Here is a 23,067-nt window from a genome sequence, read left to right on the forward strand (position 1 = left end):
GGATTGAGATGGGTTGAGCTTGCCGCCGCCGCCACGGCGTGACGACGGCCTTTCAACTCTAGTGTATAGACTCTGCCGGGTAAAACAAGTTGTCCTGGGACAAGCCGGGACGGCCCCAAGGGGGGGCGCCGGGACGGCTGGGGTTTTCCCAGGGGACAGTTACAGGCGGGGCAGTTACATGCGGAAGTGTTCGCCGAGGTAGACGCGCCGCACGGCCGGGTCGCCGACAATTTCGTCGGGCTGGCCGTCGGTCAGCACCTTGCCTTCGCTGATGATGTAGGCCCGGTCGCAGATGCCGAGCGTTTCGCGCACGTTGTGGTCGGTGATCAGCACGCCGATGCCGCGGCCTTTCAGGAAGCGCACGATGCGCTGGATTTCGATCACCGCGATCGGGTCGACGCCGGCGAAGGGCTCGTCGAGCAGGATGAAACGCGGATGCGTGGCCAGCGCGCGCGCGATCTCGACCCGGCGGCGCTCGCCGCCCGACAGCGAGATGGCCGCATTGCCGCGGATGTGGCCGATTTGCAGTTCGTCGAGCAGCGCCTCAAGCTGTTCTTTGATCTGGGGCTCGGTCAGGGTTTTGCCCTGGGCATCGACCTGCAGCTCGAGCACGGCCCGGATGTTCTGCTCGACCGTCAGGCGGCGGAACACCGATGCGTCTTGCGGCAGGTACGACAGGCCCATGCGGGCCCGTTTGTGGATGGGCATCGAGGTGATCGGCGTGTCGTCGATTTCGATGCGCCCGGCGTCGGCCGGCACCAGTCCGACGATCATGTAGAAGCTGGTGGTCTTGCCGGCGCCGTTGGGGCCCAGCAGGCCCACCACTTCGCCGCTGACCACCGACAGCGACACGTCTTGCACCACGGTGCGGCCGTTGTAGACCTTGCGCAGGCCCGTGGCGCGCAGGCTGCCCTGCTTGGCGCCGGAGGCGGATTGCGCGGGAGACGGCGTGGGATTTTGAGTCATTGTGGGTGCGGATGAAGACAGCAGGAAAGGGCGGTCAGCCGCCCTGTTTGGCGCTCGCGCCGCCCTTGGCGGCACGGCATTCGGCGATGGCCGCGTCGGCCTTGGCGCGTGGCGCGGCAAACGAGCGCACGCGCCCGCCGGGCGCCGACGAATTTGGCCCGCCCTGGGCCTGGTAGACGCCGGTTTTCTCGTTGTAGCGCACCCGCTCGCCGCGGATGGTGTCGAACGGCTTGCCGCAGATGTAGCGCGTGACGAGGGCCTGGCCGATGAGGTCGAACTCGCCTTTGGTGCTGTTGTACTCGGCGCGCAGGCCCTTGCCTTCGATGACCTCGAAGGTTTCGGGGCGTTCCTGGCGAATGGTGACCAGCTTGCCCTTGTTGGCCGTGGCCGTGCCGAACTGGTTGCCGGCCGCGTCTTCGTTGGCTTCGAGGCGATCGGCCGTGAGTTTCATGAGGCCGCGCGTCAGCACGACGTTGCCGGTGAAGATGCTCTGGCGCTTTACGTCGTCGTAATGCAGGGTGTCGGACAGGATCAGCGTGCTGGGCTCTTCGGCGGGCTTCTGTTGCTGGGCGTGCGCGCAGGCAACCGTGCCGAGCAGCAGCGCGCCGATGACGGCCTGCCACGGCCCTGCGGCGAAACGCCGCGTCGAAGCGAGAGGAGTGCGTGATTGGGTCATGGTGAGTTCCGGGTTTCGCCGCCGGAGGGGCGCTTGCCTGTTTCGGAGCTGGCGATCTCGACGTCGGTGGAAGCCGACACCTGCAGTTGCCGGGTCGAGTTGTTGTAGCGCATGCCGGTGCCGCTCATGCGCGAATTGCCCTTCAGGACGACCGCGGGCAGGTCGGTGTAGATCACGTCGTCGTCAGGCAGGATGATGAGCTGTTCGCTGCGCACGTCCAGCGCGTCGTTCTTGGCGTCTTGCTGGCGGTGCACGTGGGCGTTGCCGTTCATGACGATGCGCTTGCCGCCGTGTTCCATGATGGCCGTGTCCGACGTGCCGACCGTGATGGGGTTGGCTTCCTGCTGGCCGATCGCGCGCGGGGCGGTGACGTGGTAGGAGTCGTCGTCGGGAAAGTGCTCGGCGTACTTGCCCTCGAGGCGGTTGATCGGCTTGCCGGTGGGGTCGGTGCGCAGCATGACGAAATCGCGCGACCAGGAGTCCATTTCGTGGGTCAGCCGCCGCGGCGGATCGATGGGAATGGCGCGCTGGGCGTAGTCGGCGGCCCACCACGTGCCGGCCACCAGGGCGATGAGCAGCGTCAGGGCGATGAGGGCGGGAAAGCGTTCTTTCATGCCGGGCGGCGGTCTAGTTACTGGATGGCGCCCGGGCCGAGCAGCCCGGGCGCCATCATGAAGGCGCCCAGCCGGCCCTGCGCGGCCAGCAGCAGGTCGCAGCATTCGCGCACCGCGCCGCTGCCGCCGGGCTGCGAGGCCACCCAGTGGGCGGCCTGGGCGATGTAGCCGGGCGCGTTGGCGACGCTGGCGGCGAAGCCGGCCCGCTGCAGCGCGGGCAGGTCGATGATGTCGTCGCCCATGTAGCCGGTCTGGTTCAGTTCGACGCCGTTGCGCTGGGCGAGTTCCGCCAGGGCCGCGCCTTTGTCGCGCACGCCCTGCATGACTTCGGCGATGCCCAGCTCGGCGGCGCGGCGGTCGACGATGGGGCCCGATCGGCCGGTGACCAGCGCCACTTTCAGGCCGCCTTCGAGCAGCAGCCGCAGGCCGTGGCCATCCAGGGCATGGAAGCGCTTGAAGAGCTCGCCGCTTTCGCTGTAGTACAGGCTGCCGTCGGTCAGCACGCCATCGACGTCGAACACCATCAGGCGCACGGCGGCGGCCCGCTCGCGCACGGCCGGCGCGATGCGGGCCAGAACCAGGGCTTCGGCGGGGTGGGTGGAAGAGCGGGAAGTCGTCATGGTCATACCACCTTGGCGGCCATCAGGTCGTGCATGTGCAGGGCGCCCAGCAGGGCGCCGTCGGAATCGAGAACCAGCATCTGGTTCAGGCGCTGCTCGTCCATCTGGCGGGCCGCCTCGACGGCCAGCGCGTCGGGGCCGATGCTGCGGGGCATGCGGGTCATGCCCTGCGCCACGGTCAGGTTGCGGATGTCGCCGTGGCGTTCGATCAGGCGGCGTAGGTCGCCGTCAGTGAAGATGCCGGTGGGCTTGCCCGCCGCGTCGAGCACGATGGTCATGCCCATGCCTTTGGCGGACATTTCTTCCAGTGCGGGGAACAGCGCCGATTGTTCGCTGACGGTGGGCAGCGCGGCGCCCTGGCGCATGACGTCGCGCACATGGGTGAGCAGGCGGCGGCCCAGCGTGCCGCCCGGGTGCGAGCGGGCGAAGTCTTCGGGGCCGAAGCCGCGCGCTTCCAGGCAGGCGACGGCCAGCGCGTCGCCCAGCGCGAGCGCGGCGGTGGTGCTGGCGGTGGGGGCCAGGTTGAGCGGGCAGGCCTCTTGCGCCACGCTGGTGTCCAGGTGCAGGTCGGCCAGGCGGGCCAGTTCCGAGGCGGGGTTGCCGGTAATAGCCACCAGGCCCGCGCCCATGCGGCGGGCCGCCGGCAGGATGGTGAGCAGTTCCTGGCCCGAGCCGGAATGCGATATGGCGATGAGGACGTCGTCGCGGGTGATCATGCCCAGGTCGCCGTGGATGGCCTCGGCGGCGTGCACGAAAAAGGCCGGCGTGCCCGTGGAGGCCAGCGTGGCGGCGATTTTGCGGGCGATGTGGCCGGTCTTGCCGATGCCGCTCACCACGACCCGACCGCGACAGGCCAGCAGCATGTCGACCACGCGCGCGAAGCTGTCGTCCAGGCGCGCCGAGAGGTCGGCGATGGCCTGGGCTTCGATGTGCAGGGTGCGGCGGGCCGATTCGAGGGCCGCGCCGGACGGGGAAGGGGGATGGTCAGTCATGGGCGGATTTTAATCGTAGTATCGCAGGTTGCCGCCGCCTGGGGGCTATGGCATGCTGGCGCGGCAAATTTCCGTTTCAACTCCCGACACAACTTTCAATCAGGTCCGCCATCATGTCCTCAGTTCCCGCGCCCGTGCTGGGCACGCCCTTGTCCGACTCGGCCCTGCGCGTCATGTTGCTTGGCGCCGGCGAGCTGGGCAAGGAAGTCACCATCGCCCTGCAGCGCCTGGGCGTCGAGGTCATCGCGGTCGACCGCTACGCCGACGCGCCGGGCCAGCAGGTGGCGCACCGCGCCCACGTCATCCCCATGACCGATCCCGCCGCCCTGCGCAAGGTCATCGAACAAGAACGCCCCGCGGTGGTCGTGCCCGAAATCGAGGCTATTGCCACCGGCGCGCTGGTCGAGATCGAGGCCGCCGGCATCGCGCGCGTCACGCCCACGGCCCGCGCCGCGCAGCTCACCATGAACCGCGAGGGCATCCGCCGGCTGGCGGCCGAAACGCTGGGGCTGCCCGTGTCGCCCTACCAGTTCGTCGATTCCGAGGCCGGGCTGCGCCAGGCCATCGACGACGGCATCGGCTACCCCTGCGTGGTCAAGCCGGTGATGTCGTCGTCCGGCAAGGGCCAGTCGGTCATCCACGGTCCCGACGACATCGCCGCCGCCTGGCAGTATTCACAAGAAGGCGGCCGGGTCGGCGCCGGGCGCATCATTGTCGAAGGGTTCATTCGCTTCGACTACGAAATCACCCTGCTCACCGTGCGCGCGCGCGGCGCCGATGGCGCCATCCACACGCATTTCTGCGAACCCATCGGCCATCTGCAGGCCGACGGTGACTACATCGAAAGCTGGCAGCCCCATCCCATGCAGCCGGTGGCGCTCGAGCGCGCGCGCGACATTGCCCGCGCCATTACCGACAATCTGGGCGGCATGGGCGTGTTCGGCGTCGAGCTGTTCGTGGCGGGCGACCAGGTCTGGTTCTCGGAAGTCAGCCCGCGGCCGCACGACACCGGCATGGTCACCATGATCAGCCAGGTGCAAAGCGAATTCGAGCTGCATGCCCGCGCCCTGCTGGGCCTGCCCGTGGACACCAGCCTGCGCCAGCCGGGCGCCAGCAGCGTCATCTATGGCGGCGTGGATGCCCGCGGGGTGTCGTTCCACCAGGTGGCGCAGGCGCTGGCTGAACCGGGCACCGACATCCGCCTGTTCGGCAAGCCCGAGTCCTACGTCAAGCGCCGCATGGGCGTCGCGCTGGCCACCGCGCCAGATATCGAGGCAGCACGCGAGAAGGCCAAGCGGGTATCGAAGGCCGTGGTTGTCAAGGCTTGAAGCCCCTCAAACCGGCATGACCGCCCTACGGGGCGGTTTTTTTTGACTTGCTTTTGATCTGGGTTAATTCGATAATTTCAGAAATTACTGAAATCAAAGTAACAAATTATGCCGCTAAGCCCCCAAACTGAGCGTTTCGTCCTGCATTTCGGCGAAATGGGCAGCCGCTGGGGCGTGAACCGCACGGTGGGGCAGATCTACGCCTTGCTGTTCCTTTCGCCCCATCCGCTGCATGCAGACGACATTGCCGAGGCGCTGGGGTTTTCGCGCTCGAACGTCAGCATGGGGCTGAAAGAGCTGCAATCGTGGCGCCTGGTCAAGCTGGTGCACCAGGTGGGCGACCGGCGCGATTACTTCGAGACGCCGCACGATGTGTGGGAGATTTTTCGCATTCTCATGGAAGAAAAGCGCCGGCGCGAAATCGATCCCACCCTGACGCTGCTGCGCGAAACGCTGCTGGAACCGCCGGCCGGCGACTCCGAGGTTCATGCCCAGCAGCGCATGAGCGAAATGCTCGAACTGATCGAGCTGTGCACCGGCTGGTTCGACGAGGTGCACCAGCTGCCGCCCGAAACGCTGCAAAGTCTGATGAAGCTGGGCGCCAAGGTACAGAAAGTGTTGGGTTTTGCCGGCAAGCTGCGGGGCCGGGAATGACATCGCGGAGTTAAAAGAAGGAATGCATCATTATGAAGCTGCCTGATAGGCCCTTGTCCTGGGCCAGCTGTCGTGTCGGCCGGGGAGTGCCCGCGCCATCGTGGTTTGCCATCCTTTCTTAAGGAACTCCCATGATCGATCTCGACGTCGTCAACCTGTCGCGCTTCCAGTTCGCCGCGACAGTCATGTACCACTTCATCTTCGTGCCGCTCACGCTGGGCCTGTCGTTCATACTGGCCATCATGGAAAGCGTGTATGTCATGACCGGGCGCGACATCTGGCGCCGCATGACCATGTTCTGGGGCACGCTGTTCGGCATCAACTTCGCGCTGGGCGTGGCCACCGGCGTGGTGATGGAGTTCCAGTTCGGCATGAACTGGTCGTACTACAGCCATTACGTGGGCGATGTGTTCGGCGCGCCGCTGGCGCTCGAAGGCCTGATGGCGTTCTTCCTGGAAGCCACTTTCGTCGGCCTGTTCTTCTTCGGCTGGAATCGCCTGTCCAAAGTCGGCCACCTGGCGGTGACCTGGCTGGTGGCCTTCGGCACCAACTTCTCGGCGCTGTGGATCCTGATCGCCAACGGCTGGATGCAGAATCCGGTGGGGGCGGTGTTCAACCCCGACACCATGCGCATGGAAATGACCGACTTCGCCGCCGTGGTGTTCAACCCGGTGGCGCAGGCCAAGTTCGTGCACACGGTCAGCGCCGGCTACGTGGCCGGCGCCATGTTCGTGATGTCGATCAGCGCGTGGTACCTGCTGCGGCGCCGCCACGTGGACCTGGCCAAGCGCTCGATGGCGGTGGCGGCCAGCTTCGGCCTGGCCTCGGCGCTGTCGGTGGTGGTGCTGGGCGACGAAAGCGGCTATCTGACCACCGAACACCAGAAGATGAAGATCGCGGCCATCGAAGCTATGTGGCACACCGAGCCCGCGCCGGCCAGCTTCAACCTGTTCGCCATTCCCAACCAGGCCGAGCGCAAGAATGATTTCGCCATCGAGATTCCCTATGTCATGGGCATCATCGGCACGCGTTCGCTGACCACGCCGCTGCTGGGCATCGACGACCTGGTGCGGCGCGCCGAGGTGCGCATTCGCGAAGGCCTGGTGGCCTATGACGCCATGCAGCGCATCCGCGCCAACCCGGGCGACACCGAGGCGCGCATGACTCTCGACCGCACCTGGCCGCAACTGGGCTACGCACTGCTGGTCAAGCGGCACCAGCCCGACCTGAGCAAGGCCACCGACGCCGACATCGCGCAGGCCGCCGCGGACACTATTCCACATGTGGCGCCGCTGTTCTGGGCGTTCCGCATCATGGTGGCGGTGGGGCTGTACCTGATCCTGTTCTTCGCGGTGGCCTTCTGGCTGGCTTCGCGCGGCAAGCTCGACAGCCGCCCGGCGCTGCTGAAAGTTGCCTTGTGGAGCCTGCCGATGCCATGGATCGCCATCGAGGCCGGCTGGTTCGTGGCCGAATACGGGCGCCAGCCGTGGGTTATCGAGGGCGTGCTGCCCACGTACTACGCTGCGTCGGGGCTGACGCTGGTCGACCTGGCCATCAGCCTGACGATCTTCCTGACGCTGTATACGACATTGCTGGTCATAGGCGTGAAGGTCATGCTGCATGCCATCAAGGCAGGGCCCAAGTCCGACCTTCCGGCCCCGCGCCCGTCGCCGGCCGACCCGGTCGCCGCGGCTGTCGATGCTTACTGATCACGGAGCGCGCAAATGGAAAGCTTGATTCCTTTCGACTACGCCACCCTGCGGGTGATCTGGTGGGCGCTGCTGGGCGTGCTGCTGATTGGGTTCGCCGTGATGGATGGCTTCGACCTGGGCGTCGCGGCACTGCTGCCCGTGGTGGCCCGCACCGATGTTGAGCGCCGCGTGGTGATCAACGTGGTGGGCCCCGTCTGGGAAGGCAACCAGGTCTGGTTGATTACGGGCGGCGGCGCCATCTTTGCCGCCTGGCCGCTGCTGTACGCCGCGTCGTTTTCCGGCTTCTACCTGGCCATGATGCTGGTGCTGGTCGCCCTGATCGTGCGCCCGGTGGGCTTCAAATACCGCAGCAAGATGGAAGGCACGCGCTGGCGCGGCACCTGGGACCACGTGCTGTGCGCCTCGGGCGTGGTGGCCGCGCTGGTGTTCGGGGTGGCCATGGGCAACCTTATCGTGGGCGTGCCGTTCGGCTTTGACGCGGCCGCGCTGCGGCCCGAATACCATGGGCATTTCTACCAGCTGTTCAGCCCCTTTGCGCTGCTGGCCGGCCTGCTCAGTGTTGCCATGCTGATCATGCACGGCGCGGTGCTGCTGGCCTGGCGCACCGACGGCGCGGTGGCGGCGCGCGCGCGCCGCGCCGGGCGCCTGGCGGCACTGCTCACCGCGGCCCTGTTCGCGGCGGGCGGCTTCTGGGTGGCCAACGGCATCGACGGCCATGTCATCACCGGCGCGCTCGACGGCATGGCGCCGTCCGATCCGCTGCTCAAGACCGTGGTGGCGCAGCCTGGCGCCTGGATGGGCAACTTCGCCCGCTGGCCGCTGGCCTGGATCGCCCCGGCCCTGGGCGTCGGCGGGGCCCTGCTGGTGGCGGCCATGCTGGGCGGACGCAGGCACAGCCTGACCTTCATCGTTTCGTCGCTGAGCATCGTTGGCGTCATCCTGACCGTTGGCCTGGCGCTGTTCCCGTTCCTGATGCCGTCCTCGTCCGACCCGCGCTTCGGGTTGACGATATGGGATGCATCATCCAGCCGGCTGACGTTGTGGATCATGCTGGTGGCCACGGCGTTCTTCCTGCCCATCATTACGCTGTACACCTCGTGGGTGTATCGCGTCATGCGCGGCAAGGTCACCAGCGAGTCGGTCGACGGCACGCCCAACTCTTACTAGGAGCATGCGCGCATGTGGTATTTCTCGTGGATTCTCGGCCTGAGCCTGGCCTGCGCGTTCGGCATCCTGAATGCCATGTGGTTTGAACTGCGCGAAGGCGGCGAGCACGATCCCGCCCGGCCCGGCGGCGCGTGAGCGGCACGCCGGGGCTGGCGCCCGATCCGGCTGCCGCGCAGGGGCCGGCGCAGCGCGAACACACGCGCTGGCTGGCAGCGCAGGCGCGCGCGGTGCGCGCGCCCTTGGCGCTGGCGGCCGCCGCCCCCTTGCTGGGGGGCGCCTTGCTGCTCGTGCAGGCGTGGTTGTTGGCCCATGTGCTCGACGCCGCCATTGCCGGGCACGCGCCGCGCGCTGAGCTGGCGCCGGCCATCGGCGCCATCGCCGGCTTGATTCTGGCGCGCGCGGGGCTGGCCTGGTTGGGCGAGCGGGCCGGGGCGCGGGCCGCCGAAACCATCAAGCAGCGCCTGAGGCTGGCCCTGTTCGACCAGCTGCTTGCGCGGGGGCCGGCATGGTCGCGCGGGCAAGTGTCGGGCGAACTGGCCAGCGCCATCGTCGACCAGGTCGAGGCGCTGGACGGATTCTTTTCACGCTACCTGCCCGCGGCCGTGGCGGCAGCCGTGCTGCCGGTGGCCTTTGCCGCCGTGCTCTTGCCGGTAGACTGGATCGCGGGCCTGCTGCTGCTGGTGACCGCGCCGCTGATTCCTTTGTTCATGGCCCTGGTGGGGTGGGGCGCCGAGGCAGCCAGCCGGCGCCACCTGCGTGCGTTCGCGCGCTTGTCGGGTTTCTTCGCCGACCGCCTGCGGGGCCTGTCGACACTGAAACTCTATGGCCGCGCCGAGGCCGAGGCGCAATCGGTGGCGCTGGCCAGCGAAACCGTACGGCGGCGCACGATGGCGGTGCTGCGCATTGCGTTCCTGTCGTCGGCCGTGCTGGAGTTCTTCGCAGCGCTGGGCGTGGCTGGCATGGCGGTGTATTTCGGCCTGACATATCTGGGTTTCCTGGATCTGCGTGGCTCGCCGCTGACTTTGCAGGCGGGTTTTTTCTGCCTGCTGATGGCGCCCGAGGCCTACGCGCCGCTGCGGCAGTTCGCCGCGCATTACCATGACCGCGCCGCCGCCCGCGCGGCGGTGTCGCAGGTTGCCGCGGCCTTCGACGGCCTGCCGGACCTGGACGCGCAGGCAGGGGATGGCAATGTGGCGCCTCTCATGGGGTGTCAGACACCTGACGAGGATGGGGCATCTTCCAGGCGGGCCGCGCCGCCCGCTTCGCTGGTTGCGCACGGCCTGACCGTGCGTGCCGCCGGACGGCCAAACCCAGTGCTCGACGATGCGCGCCTGGCGTTGCAGCCCGGCATGCACGCGGCCCTGATGGGGCCCAGCGGCAGCGGCAAGACCACGTTGCTGGAAACCCTGTGCCGGCTGCGCGCGGACGCGGGCGCCGTCAGCCTGGATGGCGTGCCCCTGGCCGATTGGAACGATGCCGACCTGCGCGCACGGGTAGTGCTGGTGGGCCAGCGCCCCTATCTATTTGCGGGCAGCATTGCCGACAACATCCGCCTGGGCCGGCCCGACGCTTCCGATGAGCAAGTGCGCGCGGCCGCCCGCCGCGCCTGCGTCGACGAGTTCACGCAGGCCTTGCCGGCCGGGCTGGACACGCCGCTGGGCAGCCGGGGAGCGGGCCTGTCGGGCGGGCAGGCGCAGCGCGTGGCGCTGGCGCGCCTGTTCCTGCGCGATCCGGGTCTGATCCTGCTGGACGAACCCACTTCCCACCTGGATGAAGCCACGCAGGCGCGCGTGCTCGACGAAATACTGGCGTTCGCGCGGGGGCGCACGCTGCTGCTGGCCACGCACGCGCATGCCGTGGCGCGGCGCCTGCCGCACAGGGTGCGCCTGGCGCACGGCAAGCTGGATCAGGCATGAGAGCGCTGCTGCACCTGCTGCCACTGTACCGGCGCCGGGCCGGCGGGCTGGCGGCCGCGCTGTTGCTGGCGTTGCTGACCGTGGCAGCCGGCGTTGGCCTGCTGGGTGTGTCGGGCTGGTTTCTCAGCGCCGCGGCGCTGGCCGGCGCCGCCACCGCGTTCAACCTGTTCGTGCCGTCCGCCCTGGTGCGCATGCTGTCGTTCGCGCGCATCGCGGCGCGCTATGCCGAGCGCCTGGTGGGCCACGCGGCCACGTTGCGCCTGTTGACAGACCTGCGCGCCAGCGTTTTCGGCGCGCTGGTGGGCCTGACGCCGCGGCAACTGGCGCGCTACCAGGCCGGCGATCTGGTGGCGCGGCTGACCGGCGACGTCGATGCGCTGGACACGGTATTCCTACACGTGCTGGCCCCCATGGCGACCGCCGGCCTCGCCGCCACGCTGTTGGCCGTCGTCGTAGGTCATTGGGCGCCGGCCGCGGGCTGGACCCTGGCCTGGGCCATGCTGGCCGCCTGCCTGCTGGTGCCGGCATGGCTGGCGTGGGCGGCGCGCCGGCCGGGGCAGGCCATGCAAGCCAGCCACGCCGAATTGCGGGCCGCCACGCTGGAAGCGGTGGAAGGGCATGCCGACCTGGTGGCCTGGCATGCTGCCGCGCAAGTCCGCCTGGCCTATGCGGCGCACTGCGCGCATGCGGCCCGTGCGCGCGAGGGGCAGGTCAAGGCGGCCGCTGGCGGCTTGTGGATGCTGCAGGCCCTGGCCGGCGCGAGCCTGGTGGCGATGCTGTGGTTCGGCCTGGACGCGCTGCAGCGGCAGCGCCTGGACGGGCCGCTGCTGGCGGGCCTGGTGCTGGCGGTGATTGGTGTGTTCGAAGTGGCGGGCCCGCTGATGCGGGGCGCCGCGCGGCTGGGCGGCGCCATCGCCGCGGCGCGGCGCATCCAGGCCGTGGCCCGCCAGGCGCCCGACCAGCGCGACCCGCCCGAACCGCGGGCGTTGCCCCTGGAGGGCGCCATCGAATTCCGGTCGGTGCGGTTCGCCTATCCGGCGCCGGCCGGCCAGTCCGGCGGGCCGGTGTTGGACGGCGCCAGCCTGCGGATCGCACCCGGCGAGCGCGTTGCCATTACCGGCCCCAGCGGCGCCGGCAAGTCCACGCTGCTGCACCTGCTGCTGCGCCTGGAAGATCCGCAGGCCGGCAGCGTGTGCTTCGGCGGGGTGGACGTGCGCGAGGCGGCGCAGGCGCAGCTGCATCGACGGGTGGCCTGGCTGGCGCAGGACGCGCCGGTATTCCTGGGCACTTTGCGCACCAACCTGCTGATCGGCGATCCTGGCGCTGACGACGCCGCGCTGTGGGGTGCGCTGGACGCGGCCGGCCTGGGAGATTTCGTGCGCGGCCTGCCCGACGGCCTGGACACCTGGGCCGGCGAGACTGGCGCCAGCCTGTCGGCGGGCCAGGCGCGCCGCCTGTGCCTGGCGCGCGCCTTGCTTGCACCCGCGCCGGTGCTGGCGCTGGACGAGCCGACCGCCGGGCTGGACGAAACCGCGCAGGCGGCGTTTTTCAACGACCTGGCGCGGGCCACGCGTGGCCGCACAGTGCTGCTGGTTACGCACGCCGCCTTGCCGCCCGGCGCCGTGCACCGCACCCTGGTCCTGCGCGGCGGCCGCCTGGCGGCCGCTGATCTGGCCTAACCGCCTGGGCACGGTTATAGTTCGCGTTGCTTCATTCTCTCTATCCGGGGCGTGCCCATGCAGACCGACACCGCCGAGCTCATCCGGCGCACCATCCGCAGCGTCCCCGACTGGCCCCGCCCCGGCGTGGTGTTCCGCGACATTACCCCGTTGCTGCAAGACCCGCGCACGTTCCGCGTTCTGATCGACCTGTTCGTCTATCGCTACATGCGCCAGCGCCTCGACCTGGTGGCCGGCGTGGATGCGCGCGGCTTCATCATCGGCAGCGTGCTGGCCTACGAGCTGAACCTGGGGTTCGTGCCGGTGCGCAAGCAGGGCAAGCTGCCGTATCGCACGGTGGCCGAGTCGTACACCCTGGAATACGGTAACTCGTCAGTGGAAATGCACACCGATTCGGTGCGTACCGGCCAGCGCGTGCTGCTGGTGGACGACCTGATCGCTACTGGCGGCACCATGCTGGCGGCCATCAAGCTGCTGCAGCGGCTGGGCGCCAACGTGGTCGAAGCCGCCGCCATCATCGACCTGCCCGAACTGGGCGGCTCGGGCAAGGTGGCGGCCACGGGCACGCCGCTGTTCACCGTGTGCAGCTACGACAGCGCTGAATAGCGTAATTGCGCAAAATGGCGCGAAATGACGCCCGGGGGGCGTGTGCCGGGCCGCGCTAGGCGGCTTCGCTCATGGCCCACGAGCCGGGCTCGGCCAGGCGCGGCTGGATGAAATCGAGAAAGGCGCGCGTCTTGGCGGGAATGGTGCGCGACGGCATCAGCGCAAACAGGGGAATGGGCGTCAGGCTCCAGTCGGGCAACACGGGCACCAGCCCGCGGTTGCGGATCGGCTGGCCGATCGCGTCGAACACCAATAGCGGGGCAATGCCCAGGCCCTGGCTTGCCAGGCGCGACAGGATGCCGACATTATTGGCCGCCAGGCGGCCCGACACCGCCACGCGCTCGACCTTTTCCCCGGAATGCAGCACCCAGTACGAAAATGCTTCGCTCATGGCAGGGCGCAGGCATTCGTGATGGCCCAGGTCAGAGGGCACGCGGGGCACGCCGTGCCGCTCCAGGTATTGCGGCGAGGCATACAGGCGATGCTTCATCAGCATGATCTGGCGCGCCACCAGGCTGGAGTCCGGCTGGCGGCCAAAGCGCAGCACCAGGTCGAACGGATTGCTGATGGGGTCGATGTGCTGCATGTTCAGGTCGAAATCGCATTCGATGTCCGGGTGCTGCGTGCGGAACTCCCGGATCACGGCCGGCAGGAACAGCTGCGCCAGGCTCGACGGCATGGACACGCGCAGGCGCCCCTTGGGCTGGGCCGCCATGTCCAGCAGCTGGTCATGCGCCACGCGCGCTTCTTCCACGATGGGGCGGCATCGCTCGAAATACACCAGGCCGGCCTCGGTGAGCTCGATGCGCCGGGTGCTGCGGTTCAAGAGCTTCATGCCGATGTTCTGCTCAAGCTCGCTGACGCGCCGCGACAGCGTCGAGGCGGGCATGTTCAAGGCTTCTGCGGCGTGGCTGAAGTTCTTGCGCTTGGCGACCTCGACAAAAAGCGCGATGTCGTTTAGCTGGATATCCATGATGGCTTCTGCGGGGATTCAACTGCCAGATGGAGAACATATCTCATCACGAGGCAAATATTGTTCACCAAAAATGGAAAAGTCTGTTCCGCCGCGGCGGCGTTGGACGCCGGCTTCCCGGGCGAAGGGGCTGAAGAACCCGCGTCGCGGATTCCATTAATGGAAAAATGTTCGCCAAATCCAGGGTTTTTACTGAGTCCTGGTCGCCGGATACTGCCCGCATGGCGCCGCCGCGCCGGTTTGTATTCCAGGAGAAGTATGATGAAAGCCCTGCTGGCCGCCTTGATGGCCACGACCCTCACGGTGACAGGAATGTCCGCTCACGCCGAAGGCAAGACCCGCGCCCAGGTGCGCGCCGAACTGGCTGCCGCCAAGGCGGCCGGCGAAGTGTCGTTCGGCGAACTCGACTATCCGCCCGAGCAGCGGGTGACCACGCACAAGACCCGCGAGCAGGTGCGCGCCGAGCTGGCCCAGGCCCGCGCGGCCGGCGAACTCAGTTCGGGCGAGCTGGACTATCCGCCCGAACAGCGTCCCGCCACCCACAAGACGCGCGCCCAGGTGCGCGCCGAACTGGCCGCCGCCAAGGCTGCCGGCGAGGTCAGTTTCGGCGACCTCGACTACCCGCCGTCCGATCGCTGAGCCCGCTTTGGGCGCTGCCGGCGCCCAAACTTGTACGAGTGTTGCTGGATTGCAACGCCAGCGGCGCTCCAAGAAACCCTGGCCGCCGCTGGCGCCGACCCGCCGAAATCAGCCGTACGCCAGGGGAAATCTGAGTCCGGGGCAGGGCGCCAGCCGCTTTACTCGCATTTTTGAAAAACAACTCTCCAAATTCGTGGTTAATCCCTATTGCGGTTGGAAAGATACTTTTACTCGTGCATGCGCCGTTTGGCCTCGCCTAGGGCCAGCCAGGTTGCGCATGGCCTTTCCTGTCACTCTGCTTTAGGAAAACTCATCATGAAAAAAACGCTACTGGCCGTTGCGCTGGCTGCCGGCTTCGCAGGCGTGGCCCAAGCCGAGACCTCGGTCACGCTGTACGGCCTGATTGACGCGGGTATCGGTTACAACCAAGTCAAGGGCTCCAATGGCGACAAAGCCAGCCGTATCGGCGCCGTGGACGGCGTGAACAGCGGCTCGCGTTTCGGCCTGCGCGGCGTGGAAGACCTGGGCGATGGCCTGAAGGCGCTCTTCACCCTGGAAGGCGGTTTCTCGCCCAACAACGGCACGTCCTCGCAAGGCGGCCGCCTGTTCGGCCGTCAAGCCACCGTCGGCCTGCAAAGCGACAGCTGGGGCCAACTGGACTTCGGCCGTCAAACCAACCTGGCCTCGAAGTACTTCGCCGGCATCGACCCCTCGGGCATCAGCTACGACCAGGCCACCATGGGCACGTCGTTCAGCTCGGCCAACACTGTCCGCCTGGACAACATGGTGCTGTACCAAACCCCGTCGTTCTCGGGCTTCAAGTTCGGCGTCGGCTACTCCTTCAATGCTGACGACAACGCCACCACCGGCGGCGGCTTCCGCACCAACAACAACAACCGTGTCGTGACGGTTGGCGCCCGCTACCAGAATGGCCCGTTGGATGTGGCCCTGTCGTACGACAACCTGCGTGCGGACAGCAGCCGCACCAAGGGCCAGTACGACACCGACAACGTCCAGTCGTACATCATCGGCGCTGCCTACGATTTCGAAGTGGTCAAGGTCTCGGCCGCGTTCGGCCAGACGTTTGACGGCTGGTTCGTCGGCACGAACATCGATGGCCTGAGCGACGTCGACGGCACGGGGCTGGGCAGCTGGAAACTGGCCGACGGCTCGCGCGTCAACTCGTACCTGCTGGGCATCAGCGCCCCGATCGGCGGCGCCAGCAACATCTGGGCGTCCTGGCAGCGTGCCGACATCAACAACAGCCGTCTGGCTGGCGACGATGCCACGAGCAACACGTTCAGCCTGGGCTACACCTACGACCTGAGCAAGCGCACCAACCTGTACGCGATGGGTTCGTACGGCGACAACTGGGCTTTCCAGGAAGACCAGCGCAGCACCGCTGTGGCCGTCGGCCTGCGTCACCGCTTCTAAGTACTTCACATGTCCCGGCGCGGGTTGACGAACGCGTGGCTTTCTCCGCTGGCCATCGAGTGACAACTGACCCCGCGAAGGTTTGCGCCGGGCGTGTGAGTGCCTAGATAGGGGGCCTCTTTGGAGGCCCCCACTTTTTTGGGCAGCTTACAAGAACAGCTTGTAGGCCGGGTTGTCGGTTTCGTTCCAGTGCGGATAGCCCAGTTCGGCGACGAACGTCTTGAACTGCTTCTTGTCCGAGGGCGGCACCTGGATGCCTATCAGGATGCGGCCGTAGTCGGCCCCCTGATTGCGGTAATGGAACAGGCTGATGTTCCAGTCGGGATTCATGGCGTTCAGGAAGCGCATCAGCGCGCCCGGGCGCTCGGGGAATTCGAAGCGGTACAACAGCTCGTGGCTGGCCAGCGCCGAGCGGCCGCCCACCATGTGGCGCAAGTGGGTCTTGGCCATTTCGTCGTGGGTGAGATCGAGCGTGTCGAAGCCATTGCGGCGAAAATTGGCCGCGATCTTGTCAGACTCGGCCGGCGAGTTGACCTGCAGCCCCACGAAGACATGGGCGCGCTGGGCGTCGGATATACGGTAGTTGAATTCCGTGACGCTGCGGTGCCCGACCAGTTCGCAGAAGCGGCGGAAGCTGCCGCGCTGCTCGGGCAGCGTGACGGCGAACACCGCCTCGCGCATTTCGCCCACTTCGGCGCGTTCGGCCACGAAGCGCAGGCGGTCGAAGTTCATGTTGGCGCCGCACGCGATGGCGATCAGGGTCTTGCCTTTGAGCTTGTGTTGGGCGGCGTACTGCTTGGCCGCCGCCACCGCCATGGCGCCGGCGGGCTCCAGCACGCTGCGTGTGTCCTGGAAAACGTCTTTGATGGCGGCGCAGATGGCGTCGGTGTCGACCACCACGAAATCGTCGACGTACTGGCGGGTCAGGCGGAAGGTTTCGGCGCCCACCATCTTGACCGCGGTGCCGTCCGAGAACAGGCCCACGTCGTTGAGCTGCACGCGGCGCCCGGCGCGCACGCTGCGCAGCATGGCGTCGGAATCTTCGGTCTGCACGCCGATGATCTTGATTTCGGGGCGCAATTGCTTCACGTACGCCGCCACCCCCGACACCAGCCCGCCGCCGCCGATGGCGACGAAGATGGCGTCGATGGGGCCGGGATGCTGGCGCAGGATTTCCATGCCCACCGTGCCCTGGCCGGCGATCACGTCGGGATCGTCGAAGGGGTGCACGAAGGTGAGTTTTTCTTTCTTTTCCAGCGTCTGGGCGTGTGCGTAGGCGTCTGAGAAGCTTTCGCCGGCCAGCACCACTTCGCCGCCCAGCCGGCGCACCGCGTCGATCTTGACCTGCGGGCTGGTGGTGGGCATGACGATGACGGCCCGGCAGCCCAGCCGCGCCGCCGCCAGCGCCACGCCCTGGGCGTGGTTGCCGGCCGAGGCGGCAATGACCCCGCGGCTGCGCGCCGCCGGCGCCAGGTTGGCCATTTTGTTGTAGGCCCCGCGCAGCTTGAAGCTGAACACCGCCTGGGTATCTTCACGCTTGAGCAGCACCGTGTTCGAAATTCGCTGGGACAGCAGGGGAGCGGATTCGAGGGGGGATTCGACGGCGACGTCGTAGACCTTGGAGGTCAGGATGCGTTTCAGATAATCGGCGGACATGGCGACGCAAAGAGCGGTGACAGAGGGGGGAAAAAGGCGTCAGGCAGAATATCACACGGGGCCTGGGTGCTTCTTGCGTCGGGTGGGCAGTTGTTCTTGTGGCGTCGCGGCGGGTAGGCGCAAGCGTTGCTGGGAAGGGCAGGGTTTTCGCATTGTTGGGCCGCCGGGTGAGGAAGGGAAAAAATCTTGCGGGGCCGACGCGCGACGCCGCCCTGCGCGGCGCCGCACGCCATTCAAATGGCAGCATGCGTGCCAGTACAAGGTGTCAGGCTCCCGAAGGGTGCCTGACACCGCATGACGGAGACGGCCGTGGCATGAGGCGGTGTCTGACACCCTGGCGGGAGTCAGACACCAGATATGCTACTGAACAGCAGCCTTGGCCTTTCGCGTTCTGAATGGCATTCGCGGCCGCGCTGGGCGGCCGCGAATGCCGGCCCCGCAAGATTTTTTTCCCTTCCCCTCCCGGCGGCCCAAAATGCAAGAACCGGGATCGTCCCGGCGACGCTCCGATCATCCTTCACTGCGAGTCGTGGCGTGGGGGCGCGAGTGCCGCGGCGCCTCGGGGCCGGGTCCGGGCGCGCGGGGCGCCCGGACGGCACCGTGAAGCCAAGGCGCTCGCGCCCCCGCGCCGCGACGCGAGAAGAAAGACGACCCCCCGCAAACCCGACCCCCCCGCAAACCCGACCCCCCCGCAAACCCGACCCCCCCGCACAACCCGGACCCCTCGCACAACGAGCCCCCACGACCCTCGCCCGGAACCAGCTAAACTGCCGCCCATCATGGAACAAAGCCTGCTGAACGCCGTCCACTGGCTGCTGGCGCTGGTGGCCCTGCCCGAAGTCGGGCTGCCGGCCATTTTCGTGATCAGCATGGTTTCGGCGACTTTGCTGCCGCTGGGCTCCGAGCCGGCGGTGTTCGGCTTCGTGAAGCTGGCCCCCGACATGTTCTGGCCGGCCGTGCTGGTGGCCACCGTGGGCAATACCGTGGGGGGCGCCATCAGCTACGCCATGGGGCTGGGCGCCCACCGGGCGCTGGAGCGCTGGCGCGAAAAACACCCGCATCCGGCCGGCGCCGAGCCGGACCACCCGGCGGCCCGGCCCGGCGGGCCGGCCGATCGCATGCGCGGCCGGTGGCACCTGCATGCCCACGACTGGCTGCACCGCATGGGGCCGCCGGCGCTGCTGCTGTCCTGGCTGCCCGCCGTGGGCGACCCCCTGTGCGCCGTGGCCGGCTGGCTGCGGCTGGCCTTCTGGCCCAGCGTGCTGTACATGGCCATCGGCAAATTCGCCCGTTACACGGTTATGACCGCCGGGCTGCTGTGGTTCTTCCCCCAGCCCGTCTGAGGCCGGGCGGGAGGGCGGCGGGCGGGCGGCCCGCACAATGTCATAAAATGATTCTTTAAGGGCTTATTCCCCGGTTGTCCATGAACGCCCCCCTCGCCAGCCAAATCCTGTCCGCGGCGATTCCGCCTGCAGCCACCGCGCGTTTGCGCGAAATCCCGTACAACTACACGTCGTTCTCCGACCGTGAAATCGTCGGCCGCCTGCTGGGCGACGACGCCTGGCAGTGGTTGTCCGACCTGCGCGGCGAGCGCCGCACCGGGCGTTCGGCCCGCATGCTCTACGAAGTGCTGGGCGACATCTGGGTGGTGCGCCGCAACCCCTACCTGCAGGACGACCTGCTCGACAATCCCAAGCGGCGCAAGCTGCTGGTGGGCGCGCTGCACCATCGCCTGGGCGAGATCGACAAGCGCCGCGAACCGGATTCGCCCACGCCCGAGGGTCACGACCCGCAGCGCGACGCCAAGGTGGTCGAGCTGCTGGCGCGCGCGCGTTCCGCCGTGGCGGCCTTCGAAAGCGAGTTCGACCAGACCCAGCACCTGCGCAAGCAGGCCCTGAAAACGCTGGGCCGCATCACCGCGCGCGACAACATCAAGTTCGACGGCCTGTCGCGGGTGTCGCACGTGACCGACGCGACCGACTGGCGCGTGGAATACCCGTTCGTGGTGCTGACGCCCGACAGCGAAGCCGAAACCGCCGCCCTGGTGCGCGCCTGTATCGAGCTGGGGCTGACCATCGTGCCGCGCGGCGGCGGCACCGGCTATACCGGCGGCGCCATCCCGTTGACCTGGAAGTCGGCCGTCATCAACACCGAGAAATTCGACAGCCTGGGGCCGGTCGAGTCCTGTATCCTGCCTGGCCTGACGGAGCCGGCGGCGGTCATCCACGCCGGCGCCGGCGTGGTCACCAAGCGCGTGGCCGAGGCCGCCGAACAGGCCGGCTTCGTGTTCGCCGTGGACCCGACTTCGGCCGAAGCCTCGTGCGTGGGCGGCAACATCGCCATGAACGCGGGCGGCAAGAAGGCCGTGCTGTGGGGCACCGCGCTCGACAACCTGGCCTGGTGGCGCATGGTCGACCCGGACGGCAACTGGCTGGAAGTCACGCGCCTGGAACACAACCTGGGCAAGATCCACGACGTGGACGTGGCCCGCTTCGAACTGAAATGGTTCGATGGCGCCGCCAAGCCCGGCGAAAAGCTGCTGAAAACCGAACAGCTCGAGATCGCCGGCCGCGTGTTCCGCAAAGAGGGCCTGGGCAAGGACGTTACCGACAAGTTCCTGGCCGGCCTGCCCGGCGTGCAGAAAGAAGGCTGCGACGGCCTGATCACCTCGGCCCGCTGGGTGCTGCACCGCATGCCGCGCCACACGCGCACGGTGTGCATGGAGTTCTTCGGCCAGGCGCGCGACGCCATTCCGTCCATCGTCGAGGTCAAGGGTTACCTCGACGGCGAAGGCCGGGCGCGCGGCGCCATTCTGGCCGGCCTGGAGCACCTGGACGAGCGGTACCTGCGCGCGGTGGGCTATGCCACCAAGAGCAAGCGCGGCACGCTGCCCAAGATGGTGCTCATCGGCGACATCGTCGGCGACGACGAAGATGCCGTGGCGGCCGCCGCCAGCGAAGTGGTGCGGCTGGCTAACACGCGGCACGGCGAGGGCTTCGTGGCCGTGAGCGCCGAGGCGCGCAAGAAATTCTGGCTCGACCGTTCCCGCACCGCGGCCATCGCCCGCCACACCAACGCCTTCAAGATCAACGAAGACGTGGTCATCCCGCTGTCGCGCATGGGCGAATATACCGACCACATCGAGCGCATCAACATCGAGCTGTCTACCCGCAACAAGCTCAAGCTGCTCGATGCACTGGACGCGTTCCTGGCGGTGCCGCTGCCGGTGGGCAAGGCCGAAGATGCCGAAGACGAGGCCACCCGAGCCGAGGCGCTGGCCGAGCACACCCGCCAGGCTGTCGAGGTGCTGGCGCTGGTGCGCAAGCGCTGGCAGTGGCTGCTCGACAACCTCGACCTGCCGCTGCACCAGGCGCTGCCCGACCTGCCCGGCCTGGGCATGACGCCGCTGCAGGGCGCGCTGGCCGATCGCGTGGCCGCGCAGCCGGACGCCACGCTGTTCAATGTGCTGCAAGACCGCACCGTGCGCGTGTCCTGGAAAACCGAGGTGCTGGCGCCCATGCAGGCCATTTTCTCGGGCGCCACGGGCAAGCACATTCTCGACGAGTTCAAGGCGATCCATGCGCGCGTGCTGAAAAGCCGCGTGTTCGTGGCGCTGCACATGCACGCCGGCGACGGCAACGTGCACACCAACATCCCGGTCAACTCCGACGACTACGAAATGCTGACCGAGGCGCACCAGGCGGTGGCCCGCATCATGCAGATCGCGCGCGACCTCGACGGGGTGATCTCGGGCGAGCACGGCATCGGCCTGACCAAATACGAGTTCCTGACCGATGCCGAGCTGGCGCCCTTCCAGGAATACAAGCGCCGTGTCGACCCGCGCGGGCACTTCAACGCGGGCAAGCTGATGCCCGGCGCCGACCTGCGCCATGCCTGGACGCCCAGCTTCAACCTGATGGGCCACGAGTCGCTCATCATGCAGCAGAGCGACATCGGCGCCATTTCCGAGTCCATCAAAGACTGCCTGCGCTGCGGCAAGTGCAAGCCGGTGTGCGCCACCCACGTGCCGCGCGCCAATCTGCTGTATTCGCCGCGCAACAAGATCCTGGCCACCTCGCTGCTGGTCGAGGCCTTCCTGTACGAAGAGCAGACCCGCCGCGGTGTCAGCCTGAAGCATTGGGAAGAATTCGAAGACGTGGCCGACCACTGCACGGTATGCCACAAGTGCTACAACCCGTGCCCGGTGGACATCGACTTCGGCGACGTGTCCATGAGCATGCGCGCGCTGCTGCGCCGCATGGGACGCAAGTCGTTCAATCCCGGCACCTCGGCGGCCATGTTCTTCCTGAACGCCAAAGACCCGGCCACCATCAATGCCACCCGCAAGGCCATGGTCGGGGTGGGCTACAAGGCGCAGCGCCTGGCCCATGACCTGCTGTCCGGCTTCGTGCGCAAGCAGACTGCGCATCCCCCGGCCACGGTGGGTAAGCCGCCGCTGCGCGAGCAGGTGGTGCACTTCGTCAACAAGAAAATGCCCGGCGGCCTGCCCAAGCAAAGCGCCCGCAAGCTGCTGGACATCGAAGACGCCAACTACGTGCCCATCATCCGCGACCCCAAGGCCACCACGGCCGACACCGAAGCGGTGTTTTATTTCCCGGGCTGCGGATCGGAAAGGCTGTTCTCGCAAGTGGGCTTGGCCACCCAGGCCATGCTGTGGCATGCCGGCGTGCAGACGGTGCTGCCGCCAGGCTACCTGTGTTGCGGCTACCCGCAGCGCGGCAACGGCATGAACGACAAGGCCGAGCAGATCATCACCGACAACCGCGTGCTGTTCCACCGCGTGGCCAATACGCTGAACTACCTGGACATCAAGACCGTGGTGGTCAGCTGCGGCACCTGCTACGACCAGCTTGCGGGCTACGAGTTCGACAAGATCTTCCCGGGTTGCCGGCTGATCGACATCCACGAGTACCTGCTGGAAAAAGGCATCAAGCTGGAAGGCGCCAAGGGCGTGCGATACATGTACCACGACCCCTGCCACACGCCCATGAAGCTGCAGGATCCGATGAAGACGGTGCGCTCGCTGGTGGGCGAGGGCGCCATCAAGACGGACCGCTGCTGCGGCGAGTCGGGCACCCTGGCGGTCAGCCGTCCCGACGTGTCCACGCAAGTGCGCTTTCGCAAGCAGGAAGAACTGCAGAAGAATCAGGCCGCGCTGCGGCAGGACGGCTACGCGGGCGACGTCAAGGTGCTGACCTCCTGCCCGTCATGCCTGCAGGGCCTGACGCGCTACGAAGGCGACACCGCCATGGAAGCCGACTACATCGTGGTCGAAATGGCCCGGCATATTCTGGGCGAGCAGTGGATGGAAGAGTACGTCAAGCGCGCCAACTCGGGCGGTATCGAACGAGTGCTGGTGTAAGCAGCAACAAAAAGGCCGCGCGATCCGCGGCCTTTTTGTTGCGCGCGCCCGC

General features: G+C 67.5%; 19 protein-coding genes. 12 read left to right on the forward strand and 7 right to left on the reverse strand.

The features are described from left to right. Positions 1-174 precede the first annotated feature (174 nt). From lptB to BPET_RS02265, 5 genes are read right to left on the reverse strand one after another with little or no spacing between them, the layout of a single operon-like run. Entirely contained in the window at positions 175-966 is a 792-nt protein-coding gene (gene lptB, locus BPET_RS02245; protein WP_012247472.1) for an LPS export ABC transporter ATP-binding protein, read from the reverse strand. 34 nt (positions 967-1,000) lie between these two features. After that, positions 1,001-1,642, reverse strand: a complete 642-nt coding sequence (lptA, locus tag BPET_RS02250) for a lipopolysaccharide transport periplasmic protein LptA (RefSeq protein WP_012247473.1) — start codon at positions 1,640-1,642, stop codon at positions 1,001-1,003. After that, positions 1,639-2,256: an LPS export ABC transporter periplasmic protein LptC gene (lptC, locus tag BPET_RS02255; protein WP_041862644.1), complete on the reverse strand. Its 618-nt coding sequence runs from the start codon at positions 2,254-2,256 to the stop codon at positions 1,639-1,641. The genes lptA and lptC overlap by 4 nt, the downstream gene beginning before the upstream one ends. 17 nt (positions 2,257-2,273) lie before the next feature. Continuing rightward, positions 2,274-2,882 carry a KdsC family phosphatase gene (locus tag BPET_RS02260; protein WP_081482956.1) on the reverse strand — a complete coding sequence of 203 codons (609 nt, stop codon included), beginning with the start codon at positions 2,880-2,882 and terminating at the stop codon, positions 2,274-2,276. After that, positions 2,879-3,868: a KpsF/GutQ family sugar-phosphate isomerase gene (locus BPET_RS02265; protein ID WP_012247476.1), complete on the reverse strand. Its 990-nt coding sequence runs from the start codon at positions 3,866-3,868 to the stop codon at positions 2,879-2,881. Before BPET_RS02265 ends, BPET_RS02260 begins: the two co-directional genes overlap by 4 nt. A gap of 113 nt (positions 3,869-3,981) precedes the next feature. Here BPET_RS02265 and purT point away from each other — a divergent pair, with 113 nt between their 5' ends. The 8 genes from purT to BPET_RS02305 all read left to right on the forward strand — a co-directional run bounded on the left by purT (position 3,982) and on the right by BPET_RS02305 (position 12,930). Then, the gene (purT, locus tag BPET_RS02270) at positions 3,982-5,196 is read left to right on the forward strand and encodes a formate-dependent phosphoribosylglycinamide formyltransferase (RefSeq protein ID WP_012247477.1); all 1,215 of its coding nucleotides are present in this window, start codon (positions 3,982-3,984) and stop codon (positions 5,194-5,196) included. A 108-nt stretch (positions 5,197-5,304) separates the two neighbouring features. Then, a complete protein-coding gene (locus BPET_RS02275; protein ID WP_012247478.1) occupies positions 5,305-5,850 on the forward strand; it encodes a GbsR/MarR family transcriptional regulator in 546 nt (181 codons plus the stop codon). A gap of 131 nt (positions 5,851-5,981) precedes the next feature. Continuing rightward, the gene (locus BPET_RS02280) at positions 5,982-7,559 is read left to right on the forward strand and encodes a cytochrome ubiquinol oxidase subunit I (RefSeq protein WP_012247479.1); all 1,578 of its coding nucleotides are present in this window, start codon (positions 5,982-5,984) and stop codon (positions 7,557-7,559) included. A 15-nt stretch (positions 7,560-7,574) separates the two neighbouring features. Continuing rightward, a complete protein-coding gene (cydB, locus tag BPET_RS02285; protein ID WP_012247480.1) occupies positions 7,575-8,729 on the forward strand; it encodes a cytochrome d ubiquinol oxidase subunit II in 1,155 nt (384 codons plus the stop codon). Positions 8,730-8,741: 12 nt separating this feature from the next. Next, the gene (cydX, locus tag BPET_RS02290) at positions 8,742-8,864 is read left to right on the forward strand and encodes a cytochrome bd-I oxidase subunit CydX (protein ID WP_012247481.1); all 123 of its coding nucleotides are present in this window, start codon (positions 8,742-8,744) and stop codon (positions 8,862-8,864) included. Continuing rightward, positions 8,861-10,645: a thiol reductant ABC exporter subunit CydD gene (gene cydD, locus BPET_RS02295; RefSeq protein WP_012247482.1), complete on the forward strand. Its 1,785-nt coding sequence runs from the start codon at positions 8,861-8,863 to the stop codon at positions 10,643-10,645. The genes cydX and cydD overlap by 4 nt, the downstream gene beginning before the upstream one ends. Further along, positions 10,642-12,324, forward strand: coding sequence for a thiol reductant ABC exporter subunit CydC (cydC, locus tag BPET_RS02300; RefSeq protein ID WP_012247483.1), 1,683 nt, complete (start codon positions 10,642-10,644; stop codon positions 12,322-12,324). The genes cydD and cydC overlap by 4 nt, the downstream gene beginning before the upstream one ends. Positions 12,325-12,381: 57 nt before the next feature. Beyond that, the gene (locus BPET_RS02305) at positions 12,382-12,930 is read left to right on the forward strand and encodes an adenine phosphoribosyltransferase (RefSeq protein WP_012247484.1); all 549 of its coding nucleotides are present in this window, start codon (positions 12,382-12,384) and stop codon (positions 12,928-12,930) included. A gap of 55 nt (positions 12,931-12,985) precedes the next feature. Here the strand turns inward: BPET_RS02305 and BPET_RS02310 are convergent, their stop codons facing one another. Next, entirely contained in the window at positions 12,986-13,903 is a 918-nt protein-coding gene (locus BPET_RS02310) for a LysR family transcriptional regulator (RefSeq protein ID WP_012247485.1), read from the reverse strand. Between the two features lie 258 nt (positions 13,904-14,161). On the opposite strand from BPET_RS02310, the gene BPET_RS02315 reads away from it, so the two are divergent. Then, entirely contained in the window at positions 14,162-14,542 is a 381-nt protein-coding gene (locus BPET_RS02315; RefSeq protein WP_012247486.1) for a DUF4148 domain-containing protein, read from the forward strand. A 315-nt stretch (positions 14,543-14,857) separates the two neighbouring features. Further along, positions 14,858-15,976 (forward strand): porin, encoded by a 1,119-nt coding sequence (locus tag BPET_RS02320; protein ID WP_012247487.1) that lies wholly within the window; start codon positions 14,858-14,860, stop codon positions 15,974-15,976. Positions 15,977-16,123: 147 nt separating this feature from the next. Here BPET_RS02320 and ilvA read toward each other — a convergent pair whose 3' ends face one another. Then, positions 16,124-17,632 carry a threonine ammonia-lyase, biosynthetic gene (ilvA, locus tag BPET_RS02325; RefSeq protein WP_012247488.1) on the reverse strand — a complete coding sequence of 503 codons (1,509 nt, stop codon included), beginning with the start codon at positions 17,630-17,632 and terminating at the stop codon, positions 16,124-16,126. A 779-nt stretch (positions 17,633-18,411) separates the two neighbouring features. On the opposite strand from ilvA, the gene BPET_RS02330 reads away from it, so the two are divergent. Both BPET_RS02330 and BPET_RS02335 read left to right on the forward strand, forming a co-directional pair. Beyond that, complete coding sequence (locus BPET_RS02330; RefSeq protein WP_041862646.1) at positions 18,412-18,975, forward strand: YqaA family protein; 564 nt, start codon at positions 18,412-18,414, stop codon at positions 18,973-18,975. Positions 18,976-19,055: 80 nt separating this feature from the next. Beyond that, entirely contained in the window at positions 19,056-23,015 is a 3,960-nt protein-coding gene (locus BPET_RS02335; RefSeq protein ID WP_012247490.1) for a DUF3683 domain-containing protein, read from the forward strand. The last annotated feature ends 52 nt before the right edge of the window (positions 23,016-23,067 follow it).

Origin of the sequence: Bordetella petrii, assembly GCF_000067205.1 — a bacterium.
GTDB lineage: Bacteria > Pseudomonadota > Gammaproteobacteria > Burkholderiales > Burkholderiaceae_B > Bordetella_A > Bordetella_A petrii.